10 protein-coding genes are annotated in these 12,958 nt (G+C 48.9%); all 10 read left to right on the top strand.

What is annotated here, in order from left to right; genetic code table 11:
* The first annotated feature begins 113 nt into the window (after positions 1 to 113).
* The 10 genes from coaBC (at position 114) to rpe (ending at position 12,956) form a co-directional block, all read left to right on the top strand.
* Positions 114 to 1,349 (top strand): bifunctional phosphopantothenoylcysteine decarboxylase/phosphopantothenate--cysteine ligase CoaBC, encoded by a 1,236-nt coding sequence (coaBC, locus tag RS891_RS21590; protein WP_113053934.1) that lies wholly within the window; start codon positions 114 to 116, stop codon positions 1,347 to 1,349.
* A gap of 1 nt (position 1,350) precedes the next feature.
* Complete coding sequence (gene priA / locus RS891_RS21585) at positions 1,351 to 3,900, top strand: primosomal protein N' (RefSeq protein ID WP_113053935.1); 2,550 nt, start codon at positions 1,351 to 1,353, stop codon at positions 3,898 to 3,900.
* Between the two features lie 182 nt (positions 3,901 to 4,082).
* Positions 4,083 to 4,571: a peptide deformylase gene (gene def / locus RS891_RS21580; RefSeq protein WP_113053936.1), complete on the top strand. Its 489-nt coding sequence runs from the start codon at positions 4,083 to 4,085 to the stop codon at positions 4,569 to 4,571.
* 12 nt (positions 4,572 to 4,583) lie between these two features.
* Positions 4,584 to 5,537, top strand: a complete 954-nt coding sequence (gene fmt / locus RS891_RS21575; RefSeq protein ID WP_113053937.1) for a methionyl-tRNA formyltransferase — start codon at positions 4,584 to 4,586, stop codon at positions 5,535 to 5,537.
* The gene (gene rsmB / locus RS891_RS21570; RefSeq protein WP_315793137.1) at positions 5,534 to 7,054 is read left to right on the top strand and encodes a 16S rRNA (cytosine(967)-C(5))-methyltransferase RsmB; all 1,521 of its coding nucleotides are present in this window, start codon (positions 5,534 to 5,536) and stop codon (positions 7,052 to 7,054) included. The genes fmt and rsmB overlap by 4 nt, the downstream gene beginning before the upstream one ends.
* Positions 7,055 to 7,286: 232 nt before the next feature.
* A complete protein-coding gene (gene rlmN / locus RS891_RS21565) occupies positions 7,287 to 8,327 on the top strand; it encodes a dual-specificity RNA methyltransferase RlmN (protein ID WP_090901040.1) in 1,041 nt (346 codons plus the stop codon).
* Positions 8,328 to 8,334: 7 nt separating this feature from the next.
* Positions 8,335 to 9,111 carry a Stp1/IreP family PP2C-type Ser/Thr phosphatase gene (locus tag RS891_RS21560; RefSeq protein ID WP_090901037.1) on the top strand — a complete coding sequence of 259 codons (777 nt, stop codon included), beginning with the start codon at positions 8,335 to 8,337 and terminating at the stop codon, positions 9,109 to 9,111.
* Positions 9,108 to 11,315: a Stk1 family PASTA domain-containing Ser/Thr kinase gene (pknB, locus tag RS891_RS21555; RefSeq protein WP_315793134.1), complete on the top strand. Its 2,208-nt coding sequence runs from the start codon at positions 9,108 to 9,110 to the stop codon at positions 11,313 to 11,315. The genes RS891_RS21560 and pknB overlap by 4 nt, the downstream gene beginning before the upstream one ends.
* Positions 11,316 to 11,377: 62 nt before the next feature.
* A complete protein-coding gene (gene rsgA, locus RS891_RS21550) occupies positions 11,378 to 12,295 on the top strand; it encodes a ribosome small subunit-dependent GTPase A (protein ID WP_090901032.1) in 918 nt (305 codons plus the stop codon).
* Between the two features lies 1 nt (position 12,296).
* A complete protein-coding gene (gene rpe / locus RS891_RS21545; RefSeq protein ID WP_053784310.1) occupies positions 12,297 to 12,956 on the top strand; it encodes a ribulose-phosphate 3-epimerase in 660 nt (219 codons plus the stop codon).
* Positions 12,957 to 12,958: the final 2 nt, after the last annotated feature.

Below are 12,958 nucleotides of genomic sequence, written 5' to 3'. Positions count from 1 at the left end.
CTGCGGCTGCTCTTCAACTGCATACGGCGCAAGCCGGATTTATTTGACAACCGCGAGGTTGTTATTTTTTTCTCTATTCATCATTATAAACGTCGTATATCGGGGGGATAACCATGTTAAACGGTAAAAAAATCGTGCTTGGTGTGACTGGCGGCATAGCCGCATACAAGGCGGCTACATTATGCAGCAGACTGGTGCAAAAAGGAGCGGACGTTCATGTCATTATGACGAATTCCGCGAAACAGTTTATTACCGAATTAACGCTGCAAACCTTGACCCGAAATGTGGTATATAGTGATACATTTGATGAGCGGGAGCCTTCGGTCGTCTCGCATATCCATCTGGCTGATATGGCCGATCTTGTTCTGGTTGCTCCGGCAACAGCCAATGTGATTGCCAAAATGGCACATGGGATGGCTGATGATATGCTCTCTACAACCTTGCTGGCGACCACTGCTCCGGTAATGATTGCACCAGCGATGAATGTACATATGTATGATCATCCGGCGGTACAACATAATATGTGCCTGTTAACGGAGCGCGGAACCCTGATGATTGAACCGGGTGAAGGTCAACTGGCGTGCGGGTATGTGGGCAAAGGACGTTTGGAAGAACCAGAGACGATTGTCGATGTGGTGGAACGTTTTTTTGAACAGCAGGAGTCTGCCAAACGGGAACGTAACGAACAGCTTTCGTTGTTGAGCGGGAAAAAGGTTGTAGTCACTGCAGGAGGTACCATCGAACGCATTGATCCGGTGAGGTATATTACCAATGATTCCTCTGGAAAAATGGGTTTTGCCATTGCAGCGACAGCGCGTGATCTGGGGGCAGATGTGACTTTGGTTATGGGGAATACCCAGGTTCAGCCGCCAGCCAATGTAAAGGTGATCCCGGTACAGTCTGCGCAGGATATGTATGATGCGGTAGCAGGTGAGTGGGATGATGCAGATATCGTGGTTAAGGCCGCGGCTGTTGCGGATTATCGCCCCAAGGAAGTGTACACGGAGAAAATCAAGAAGAAAGGCGATACATTATCGCTTGAACTTATTAAAAATATAGATATTCTTGAAACGCTGGGCAAGCAGAAGAGCCATCAATTTTTGATTGGTTTTGCTGCGGAGACAAATTCATTAGAAATGTATGCACGTGAGAAACTGGAACGGAAAAACTGTGATCTGATCGTAGCCAATGATGTCACCCAGGCGGGTGCCGGATTTGGAACAGATACCAACGCGGTGCACATCTATGACCGTGAAGGTTTGGTGGAAAAGCTTCAGGTGGTGGCCAAGGAAGAGGTGGCTCGCCGGTTGCTTTCGATTGCGGCGGAGCGCATTGCCGGGAGGAATTAATATGGAAATCGCCAAGGTTATTGTCGATGTTCCTGTGAAGGAAACGGACCGGCCGTTTGATTATCTGGTGCCGGAATCCATGCGTGAATGGATTGAGATTGGCAGCAGGGTAGGTGTACCTTTTGGTCATCGGACGGTGCAGGGTTTCGTAATTGATCTGGTGCCTCGCACGGGTACGGAGACTTTCAAACTCAAACCGATTCAGGAATTGCTGGATATCGTTCCACCGTTGTCAGAAGATTTGGTTGAATTAGCCGAATGGATGAGTGAACGTTATGCCAGCAATCGGATTTTGTCTTTGCAGGTGATGGTACCGACTGCGCTGAAAGGGAAAGCAGAACGGTATATCTCACTTGGAGATGCCCTGGACGGACAAATGGCAGGTTCTGCGTCAGGTGAAGAAGTTCTTTTTGTGTGGGGAGAAGAATCGACTTCAGAAAAAGTGCAGCAAGATATTATTCGTTTTGTGAAGAGTCGTGGGCAGGTTCCCCTGCAACAATTGAGTCGTAAATACCCCAATCATGCTGCGCTGATCAAGAAGTTGTTGCTCAGTGGTGTCCTGCTGGAAAGTCAGGCGATTAAGGACAAGCTGAATAAAAAAACGATGAAATCCATTAATCTAGCTGTGGATGCAGCAGCTGCGGAAGAGGCATTGACTTCATTCCCGGCAAAGGCGCAACGGCAGAAGGAAGTTTTGGCCTTCTTGCTGGAAATGAAAGAACTGTTGCCGATGGCGATGAAAGAATTGTTGTCCACACTTCAGGTATCAGCGGCTACAGTCAAAGGACTGGAGGAGAAAGGGTTGGTTGTGACGGAGGACGTCGAAGTCTTCCGTGACCCTTATCAGGGCCGGAAGTTTCGTGCGACCGAGCCACTGAATCTGACCGACGAGCAGCAGCTTGTCTATAACAATATTAATGGTCGATTACAGGAAAGGCGCCATGGCGTCTTTTTGCTTCATGGTGTAACAGGTAGCGGCAAGACGGAAGTATACCTCCAGACCATTCAGCGCTGTATTGAACAGGATCGACAGGCAATTGTACTTGTACCTGAGATTGCACTGACACCACAGATGGTAGAGCGTTTTAAAGGACGTTTTGGTGACCAGGTTGCTGTGATGCATAGTCGGTTGTCCGGTGGGGAGCGTTATGATGAGTGGCGCAAAATTCGGGAAGGTCAGGTGAAGGTTGCCATTGGCGCCCGTTCAGCAGTCTTTGCTCCGTTCAGTCGTCTTGGTTTGATCATTATGGACGAGGAGCACGAGACTTCATATAAACAGGAAGAAACTCCGAAGTATCATGCCCGTGATGTAGCGGTAAAAAGAGCACAGCAGCACCAGGCGGTCGTAGTCCTGGGTTCAGCGACACCTTCGCTGGAAAGTTACTATGCTGCCCGTTCGCAGAGCAATGATGATTTTGCACCACTGTTGTTGGAGATGCCTACCCGCGCACTTGGTAATAAGCTGCCAGAGGTACGGATTGTTGATATGCGCGAAGAGCTGAAGGATGGAAATCGCTCGATGTTCAGCCGCGCCTTGCACAAAGGATTGGAAGAGCGGTTGGAGCGTGGGGAACAGACCGTGCTTTTGCTGAATCGACGTGGCTATTCCACCTTTGTAATGTGTCGCAGTTGTGGATACGTTGCAGGCTGTCCCGAGTGTGATATTTCATTAACCTATCATCAGCGCTCAAACAATCTTCGTTGTCACTATTGTGGATATGCGGAAGCAGCACCAGAAGTGTGCCCGGATTGTGGCAGCGAGCATATTCGATATTTTGGTACAGGTACACAGCGGGTAGAGGAAGAATTGGCGAAACTGTTCCCGGGTATTCGCGTCATTCGGATGGACGTGGATACAACGAGTGAAAAAGGTTCGCATGAGAAGTTATTGAAGCAGTTTCGTGAGAAAAAGGCAGACGTATTGCTGGGTACCCAGATGGTTGCCAAAGGGCTTGATTTTCCTGATGTCACCCTGGTCGGAGTCATCACAGCAGACTCGGCACTCAATTTGCCGGATTTCCGGGCTGCCGAAAAAACATTTCAGCTGCTCACCCAGGTGGCGGGCCGTGCAGGTCGACATCAACTGCCGGGCGAGGTATTTGTCCAGTCCTATACACCAGAGCACTATTCGATTGGGCATGCGAGCCAGCATGACTATGTTTCGTTTGTCCGTGAGGAGTTATTGCATCGGCGCAATTTGCAGTATCCGCCATACTGTCGCCTGATTTTGGTGACCTTCTCACATGAGCAGCTTCCGGTACTGATCCGGCTGGCTGAGAACTACACACGAATACTGAAAGAAAAGGCAAATGCTGCTGGCTGGTTAGGCAGTTTGGACCGTTTCAGTAATAATGCTTTTGATGTGCTTGGCCCGGTAGCATCACCGATTCCTCGGATCAAGAATAGATACAGATTCCAATGTATGATAAAATGGCGGGGGGATGTCGACGCCATTGGACTGGCGCTCGCGACGGCCCGGCGCATGGACGACGATGTTCAGGCGCAAAAACTGCAAATTAGTCTGGATGTAGACCCGCAAATGTTAATGTGAGCATTTGTAGTAAAATGCGGATGTAAACAAGCGGTATAAACATAGATTAAAAACAGCATGAATGATGGCTCGATCTTAAAATCAGTTTTTGATACCTGCTACATAGCAGAAAATCAGTACTTATTTTTGAAATGAGCCTGATGTCCTGAAATTATGATGAGGATTAGGAAGGTGCTTACAACATGTCGATTCGTATTATCGTGAAAGAACCAGATGAGGTACTACACAAAAGAGCTAAAGAAGTAACTAAAGTTACACCTAATGTACAGAAACTGCTGGATGATATGGCAGATACGATGTATGACGCAGAAGGCGTAGGTCTGGCTGCACCACAGGTTGGTATTTTGAAACGTCTGATTGTGATCGATTGCGGAGATGAGCAGGGCTTGATCAAGATGATTAATCCGGAGATTATTTCGAGCGAGGGAGAGCAATTTGGACCTGAAGGATGCTTGAGTATTCCTGGCATTAACGGTGATGTGCGTCGTTTTGAGACGGTTACAGTCAAAGGGCTGGACCGCGAAGGCAAGGAACTGACTATTACGGGAAGCGGATTGTTGTCACGCGCATTCCAACATGAGATTGACCATTTGGATGGCGTGCTCTTTACGGATATTGCTGAAAAGGTATACGAAATTGCAGCCGATCAAACCGGGCCGCGTCGTAACTAAGGAGTGATCGATTTGAATATTGTTTTTATGGGAACGCCTGAATTTGCAGTTCCGTCTCTCGATATGCTTATAGCCGAGGGATATAACGTGGTTGGGGTAGTAACACAGCCAGATAAACCACAGGGGCGTAAAAAGGTGCTTACACCAACACCAGTCAAGGCTGCGGCAGAACGCCACGGCCTGCCTGTATTTCAACCAGTGAAACTGCGTGCTCCAGAAGCTGTAGCCCGATTGGCTGAATGGAAACCGGATCTGATTGTGACTGCGGCTTTTGGGCAGATTCTGCCCAAAGCTGTGCTGGATATGCCCGTTCGTGGTTGTGTGAACGTGCATGGCTCTCTTTTGCCAAAATATCGCGGTGGCGCCCCGATTCAACGTTCCATTATTAATGGAGAGCCGGTGACGGGAGTTACACTGATGTTTATGGCCGAAGGCTTGGATACGGGAGATATGATCTCACGTGTGGAAGTGGAGATTACGGATGAAGATACATCAGGGTCCATGTTTGTAAAGCTCAGCGAAGCGGGCTCCAAATTGCTTCAAGAAGAAATGCCGCGGCTGATTGCAGGCGAAACAACGGCTAATGCACAGGATGAAGCCGATGCTTCGTATGCTCGCAATCTAACTCGGGATGACGAGAAGATGGACTGGAATCGCACGTCGCGTGAATTGTTCAACCAGATTCGTGGTCTTGTGCCGTTCTCGGGTGCATTTACGATGTGGGATGAACAGGTATTCAAGGTTTGGGCAGCAGCAAATCCGAAGCAGGCAGATGTACTCTCATCATCGGATGCTGGACAAGCTGAGCCGGGAACGGTGTTACAATTGGGCAAAAACGGCATTGAAGTTCGCACAGGCGACGGTTCTCTCTGGCTTACTGAGGTTCAGCCTGCAGGCAAAAAAGTAATGCAAGCTGCTGACTTTGCCCGTGGTGGTACCCTGAAACCAGGAACGGTGCTGAGATGAGCGGAAATACATCAGGCCGTCCGTCAGGAAATGGTCATAAAGTCGCAGAAAATGCGCCCGGGCGCGGAGGAAACCAACGTCGTCCGAATTCGGGAAAATCGGGTCGTGCAGGACATTCATCTGCATCCTCATCTTCTGCCAGTGGTAAATCACGCTCGGAGCGACCCAAAACATCTGCTCGTGCACTCGCTGTAAAGGTACTCAGCGCCGTTGAGCAAGAAGGAGCGTACAGCAACCTTGAGCTGAACCGGCGTCTGAAAGAGGCCGAACTAAGTCCGGCAGATGCCGGACTGGCTACGGAGTTGGTCTATGGTACGATCGCAAGATTGAATACCCTTGATTATTTTCTGGAACGCTATGTAGCCAAAGGTGTGTCCAAGCTGCAACCGTGGGTTCGTAGCCTGCTTCGCATCAGCGTGTACCAGATGTTATATCTGGACCGTATTCCGGAACACGCAGTGGTGAGTGAAGCCGTCAATTTGGCTAAGAAATTGGGTCATCAGGGCATCTCGGGTATGGTGAATGGCGTTCTGCGGAACATGATTCGCAATCGTGATGAACTGCGTATTCCCGATCATCTGCCTGCAGCTGAACGTATCTCACTGGAGCATTCTCACCCGCTGTGGATGGTTGAACGCTGGATCAGCCAATATGGTGAAGAGACAGCGGAAGCGATCTGTCGTGCAAATAATGAACCGCCTGCGGTTAGTGTTCGTGTGAACACGACAATGACTACTCGTGAGAAACTAATGCTGGAGATGGAGAGCACGGGGGCGATCGTGGAACCTTCCCGGCTTAGTCCAGACGGTATTCTCGTTCGTAGTGGTGGCAACATGGCACTTACGTCCTGGTATCGGGATGGCTTGCTGTCCGTTCAAGATGAAAGTTCCATGCTTGTAGCCGAGGCAGTTGGGCCTGAAGAAGGACAAACCGTAATGGACTGCTGTGCAGCACCCGGCGGAAAGACAGCCCATATGGCGGAGAAAATGCAGGATCGTGGACGGATTGTGTCCAATGATGTACATGCTCACAAACGTCAGTTGATCATGGATCAGGCAGATCGTCTGGGACTTAGCTGCATTGATGCTGTGACAGGTGATGCGCTTGATCTGGATGAGCGTTATCCTGAGGCATCATTTGACCGTATTTTGCTGGATGCGCCATGTTCCGGTCTAGGTGTTATTCGCCGCAAGCCGGATGTCAAATGGACCAAAACTGCGGAAGATATTCAAGATATCTCCAATCTGCAACGTGAACTGCTGGATCGGGTTGCACCGTTATTAAAGCCGGGGGGTATTCTGGTGTATAGTACGTGTACAATCGAGCCTGCGGAGAACGAGCATAGGATCTCTGACTTTTTGGCCCGGCATCCGGAATACAAGGCAGCTGAAGACTCTGCCTGGTCTGGTATGGAAACAGCCGATTGGAAGGTTGTGAACGGCGGTGTGCAGATCCTGCCACAGTATGCTCACAGCGATGGCTTCTTCATTGCCAGGTTGACAAGGATAGCGGATTAACAGTTTAATAGAGCACTGAAGGATAGCCGCCGAGGGGAACTTCGGCGGATTTCTTTGTGATTAGCCTCAAGGTGTTCTACATCAGTAAAATGTGATGATAGGGTGCGATGCAGGCACTGAGGTGTTATAATGCATGAAGTAAAGGCATCAAGGGTATACATGGATGTAAAGTGGTCTTTGTGATAGAATAGGAAGAATGAAAAGAAAAGAAGGAATAGGTGTTGACAACAAAATGAAACCTTTTATATATGATTATTCCCTGGAGGAGCTGCAACAGTGGGCTGTTGAGAACGGGGAGCCGGCTTTTCGCGGTGGTCAGATCTTCGACTGGATTTATGTGAAACGTGTGAATGATTTCAGTGAAATGACGAACCTGTCGAAAGCGCTGCGTGAAAAGCTGACTGAACAATTCGAATTCGTTACACTTACTGAAATTACGAAATTTGAATCCAAGGATGGAACGGTGAAATTCCTGTTCGGTCTGCATGATGATCATGCGATCGAAACAGTTATCATGAAGCACAACTACGGTAACAGCATCTGTGTAACAACACAGGTCGGATGCCGAATTGGCTGCACGTTCTGTGCATCCACGCTGGGCGGACTGAAACGTAACCTTACAGCTGGCGAAATTGTGGCTCAGGTTGTGCAAGCCCAGAAAATTCTGGATGAACGTGGTGAGCGGGTCAGCAGCATCGTAATCATGGGTTCAGGTGAGCCTTTTGAGAACTATGAAGCAACAATGACATTCCTGCGTATTATGATCCACGAAAAAGGACTGAATATCGGTCAGCGCCATATTACGGTATCCACAAGTGGAATCGTACCAAACATTTACAAGTTTGCAGATGAAGATACACAGATTAACCTGGCGATCTCCATCCATGCTCCAAATGATGCATTGCGTTCCAAATTGATGCCAGTAAACCGCCGTTTTCCTTTTGATGATGTAATGGAGTCATTGCGTTATTACTTGGCGAAAACGGGCCGCAGAATTACGTTTGAGTATGCACTTATCGGTGGTGTGAATGATCAGCCGGAACATGCGGCAGAACTGGCAAGCGTGCTTAAAAACATGCTGTGCCATGTGAACCTGATTCCGGTCAACCATGTACCTGAGCGCAAGTACGTAAGAACATCCAGAAGCGACATTTTCAATTTTCAGAAGATTCTCTCGGAGCAGGGTGTTAATGTAACCATTCGTCGTGAACAGGGACATGATATTGCTGCCGCTTGCGGTCAGCTTCGTGCAAAGCATATGGAGTTGAGGTGAGAACGTTTTGATCAAAACAGTTCATGTGAGCCATATCGGACGGGTGCGTTCGGTGAATGAAGATTCAGCCTGGATTCGAAATCTCGATACAGGTTATATTCTGGGTATTGTTGCCGATGGTATGGGTGGACATCTTGCAGGAGATACAGCGAGCCGCCTGGCGGTAGAGACGTTGGTGCAGGATCTGGGAACGCTTGAGCCAGGTCTTTCACATGCGTCTTTGTCGGCCGCATTGAGCGATGCTATTTTGCATGCCAACGAAGTGATCTTCCGTACTGCATCTTCGGATGATAATTACCATAACATGGGGACTACCGTGGTTGCGGCATTATTGAATGATACGGAAGGCGTTATTGGTCACATCGGTGACAGCAGAGCATACAAAATTGCAAATAAACATGTGATCCAGTTGACCGAGGACCATACACTGGTCAATGAATTGTTCAAAAATGGTCAGATCAGCAAAGAAGATGTCTCTCATCATCCACGTCGCAATGTGCTGACTCGAGCACTTGGGACAGATGCTGAAGTGAAGGTGGATCTGGATACCGTCAAATTGGAAGAAGGCGAAGTGCTTCTCCTGTGCAGTGACGGGCTTAGTAATCTGGTCAGCAATGAGCAGATCATTCAGGTCGCTGGTAATCTGGAACTGGCATTGGAAGATCGAGCGGATCGCTTGCTTCAGCTGGCTTTACTAGCTGGAGGAGATGACAATATCACGGTGGCATTATTCGAACTGCAAAAGGAAGGTTCCGTGACATCGGAAACGGGGTGTGAGTCATGATTGGGCACCAGCTAGGCGGACGCTATGAAGTGATCGAGCGTGTCGGCGGTGGCGGCATGGCTCTTGTGTACAAAGCCCAGGACCTGTTGCTCAACCGGAACGTTGCCATCAAAGTGTTACGGCAGCAATTTGTGCATGACGAAGAGTTTATTCGCCGTTTTCGCAGGGAAGCACAGTCTGCAGCATCCCTGTCCCATCCTAACGTGGTCAGTATCTACGATGTGGGGCAGGAAGATGACGTTCATTATATTGTCATGGAGTATGTTGAAGGCAAAAACCTGAATGAAATTATTAAAGAGCGGGCGCCTCTGCAGGTGGACGAAGCGGTTCGGATCGCCTCCCAGATTGCAGATGCTCTTGATCATGCACATCATAATCAGATCATTCATCGGGATATCAAACCCCATAATATATTGATTGGTCGAAATGGCCGTGTGAAAGTAACGGATTTCGGGATCGCCCGTGCGGTTACGTCCACAACGATTACACAGACCGGCTCAGTGGTCGGTTCCGTACATTACTTCTCACCTGAACATGCCAAAGGCATCGTAACTGGCGAGAAGTCGGACTTATATTCTCTCGGTATCGTACTTTATCAAATGCTGACTGGGCAGCTTCCGTTCCTGGGAGAGAGTCCAATTAGCGTTGCTTTGAAGCATTTGCAGGAAGAGTTTGATGAACCTCGCAAATTCAATCCACTTATCCCGCAAAGCGTGGAGAACGTTATTCTGAAATCCATGCGCAAAAATCCGCAGGAGCGTTACCAATCCGCTAAAGAAATGCAGACGGATCTGGAAACCTGCCTGATGCCGGAAAGACGTAATGAAACGAAGATTGATTTTCCGGATGAGGATGATATTGATCAGACACGTGTTATGCCGGCAATCAAGCCAGAGCCGCGTGGAGTTACATCCACAGGTTCTATACCCGTGATGGAGTCTGACGAAGATAACAACAAGGGCAAACCCAAAACAAAGAACTGGAAGAAGCCAGCGCTGCTGATCTCTTTGACAGTGCTTATTCTTATCGCGATGGTTGGAGTTGTATGGTACGTGAAAGGCATGCTTGTTGTGCCTGATGTGACTGTACCAAATGTCATTGGCCAAACCGAGGAAAAGGCTCGTCAAATGTTGCAGGATAAAGGGCTTGTGGTCAGTGATAATGTCATCCGGGAGTACAAGGAGAATGTGGAACCAGGTATAGTATTTGACCAGACCCGAAATGAAGGCGATGTGGTCAAAGAAGGCTCTGAGGTCCAGCTGAGTGTTGGGGCGGAAAAAGAGTTGTTGAAGATGCCTGATCTCAAAGACAAATCTTATGATGAGGCGGTCAAACAACTCACCGGACTGGGCATCAAAGAGGATCAGATCCAGCGAAAAGATGAATATTCAAATGATAAATCTGCGGGTACGGTTCTATCCCAAACTCCTGGAGTGAATGAAGAATACGATCCGGCAGAGGTTCAGATTGTTCTGACTGTGAGCAAAGGGTCCGAAACGATAAAAATGCCTGACTTGAAAAACCGTACTCGAAGTGAGGCAGAGAGTATGCTCAAATCCGCCGGGTTAATCCTTGCTCAGGTTCAGGAAGAGTCGAGTTACACCGTAGATGAAGGCAAAGTGACACAGCAATGGCCTGTGGAAGCTGGTGCAGAGGTAAATCCTGGTGATAAAATCACCATTTTCATTAGTACCGGATATCCGCCGGAGGCATTGAACTACGCCTATAACATTAACGTTTCGCCAAAAGAAGTAGGAAAGAGCAGCAAAATTCGAATTACGTTCGAAGATGCTCGTGGCAAAAGTCAGGAATGGGGAACCCGGACAATCAAGTCTGTCCAAACGCTGACAATTCCGCTTATTCTGGCTCCAAACGTCGATGGTGTTGTCTCTGTCTACCGGGATGGACAATTCCTGGATACGTATCTGGTGTCCTACACTGATGCCAAAAACGGAACGGTAGTTGTACCTACCATTGAGCCTGAGAAGGGTGCAGAGCCGCCTCCAACAACAGAGGAGCCTGAACAAGGCGGTGGTGGTGATGAAGGCACCGTGGATACACAACAGGAAGGTGAACCGGATACACCTGTTGAGGGTGAAGGGGAGCACGACGAGGCAGATACTTCCGCGATGAAGAACGGACATGGTCTCGCCAAGGGAAAAGATAAGAAAAAGGAAGTCATTAACGCATCAAGCCGTCCGTAAGGGCGGCTTATTGCCGACGTTCAGGGTAAATGTACTGTAAATTAAAGGAGGGCGACGGAGCTATGCCAGAAGGTATCATCGTTAAAGCGCTAAGCGGTTACTATTATGTCATGCCACTAGAAGACAGCGGGGTGCCTTCGGTTGAAGGCTCCGCCGTTCAATGCCGGGCCAGAGGCATCTTCAGAAAACGGGGTACGTCACCGCTTGTGGGTGACCGAGTCAGCTATATGCTGACAGAGAACGGGGAAGGAACAGTAGATGAGATTCGCAAACGTGAGACGGAATTAATCCGTCCACCTGTTGCCAATGTTAGTTTGGCTGTTCTGTTATTTTCCGTTAAGGAACCGGATATGAATCTCAATCTGCTGGATAAATTCCTGGTACATATCGAACAAGCTGGACTGGATGCATTGATTGTGCTAACGAAACAGGACCTGGCTGATCCAGAAAACGATGCCCGTGATACAGTGGCTGAAGTAAAAGCTTTGTACGAGCAAATTGGATATGAAGTGATCTCTACCAGTTCACGAACTGGTGAAGGTAATGAACTGCTCAAGGAGCGCCTTGCCGGCAAGATTAGCGTATTCTCCGGACAATCCGGTGTAGGAAAATCTTCGATGCTGAATGCCTTGATGCCAGGTCTAACCCTGGAGACCAGTGCAATCAGCATGCGCCTTGGCCGAGGGAAACACACCACCAGGCACGTGGAACTCATACCGCTGGATAATGGTGGTTTTGTCGCCGATACGCCGGGATTCAGCCAACTGGACTTCCTGGAGATTGGTGTGGAGGAGTTATCCACTTGTTTCCGGGAGTTCGCTCAATATGCGGATCAGTGTAAGTTCCGAGGCTGTACTCATACGCACGAACCAGGTTGCCGAGTACTTGCAGCCAAAGCGGAGGGAATGATCTCCGAAAGCCGTTATCAGCATTACGAACAATTCCTTACAGAAATGAAAGACAAAAAGCGGAGGTATTAATATGATTAAAATTGCCCCATCTATTTTATCTGCGGATTTTGCCCGTCTCGGCGCGGAAGTGGCGGAAGCCCAAGCTGCTGGCGGAGACTGGATTCATGTTGATGTCATGGACGGTCATTTCGTCCCTAATATTACGCTTGGACCTGCGATTGTCAAAGCGATCGCTCCACATACAAGCTTGCCGCTTGATGTTCATTTGATGATTGAGAACCCAGAGCGTTATGTGGAGGAATTCGCGAAAGCTGGCGCAGCTGTTATTACAGTTCACGCAGAGGCTTGTGTGCATCTGCACCGGGTTATCCATTTGATCAAGGAACAGGGAGTTAAGGCAGGGGTTGCCCTTAATCCGGGAACTCCGGCGAGTGCTATTCAAGAAGTGCTGGACGATGTGGATATGGTGCTTGTCATGACCGTAAATCCCGGTTTTGGTGGACAGGCCTTCATCTCTGGTACTATGAACAAAATCAAGCAAATTCGTAGCTGGCTGAACGAAAAAGGTCGTCATGACGTGCATATTGAAGTGGATGGCGGTATCGCTGCTGACACGGCTCCGCTTGTGGTTGAAGCTGGAGCAGATGTGCTCGTTGCGGGAAGTGCTGTATTTGGACGTGAAGATCGCGCTGCCGCCATTGCCGAAATTCGCAGTAGCTACGGAGGCTGAGC

This window comes from Paenibacillus sp. BIC5C1, from assembly GCF_032399705.1.
Classification (GTDB): Bacteria; Bacillota; Bacilli; order Paenibacillales; family Paenibacillaceae; genus Paenibacillus; species Paenibacillus taichungensis_A.
This window is presented reverse-complemented; position numbering and strand designations above follow the sequence as displayed.

Coding starts and splice junctions, on each gene's coding strand:
- coaBC (WP_113053934.1), top strand. CDS start 114: ATGTTAAACGGTAAAAAAATCGTGCTTGGTGTGACTGGCGGCATAGCC.
- priA (WP_113053935.1), top strand. CDS start 1,351: ATGGAAATCGCCAAGGTTATTGTCGATGTTCCTGTGAAGGAAACGGAC.
- def (WP_113053936.1), top strand. CDS start 4,083: ATGTCGATTCGTATTATCGTGAAAGAACCAGATGAGGTACTACACAAA.
- rsmB (WP_315793137.1), top strand. CDS start 5,534: ATGAGCGGAAATACATCAGGCCGTCCGTCAGGAAATGGTCATAAAGTC.
- rlmN (WP_090901040.1), top strand. CDS start 7,287: ATGAAACCTTTTATATATGATTATTCCCTGGAGGAGCTGCAACAGTGG.
- pknB (WP_315793134.1), top strand. CDS start 9,108: ATGATTGGGCACCAGCTAGGCGGACGCTATGAAGTGATCGAGCGTGTC.
- rsgA (WP_090901032.1), top strand. CDS start 11,378: ATGCCAGAAGGTATCATCGTTAAAGCGCTAAGCGGTTACTATTATGTC.
- rpe (WP_053784310.1), top strand. CDS start 12,297: ATGATTAAAATTGCCCCATCTATTTTATCTGCGGATTTTGCCCGTCTC.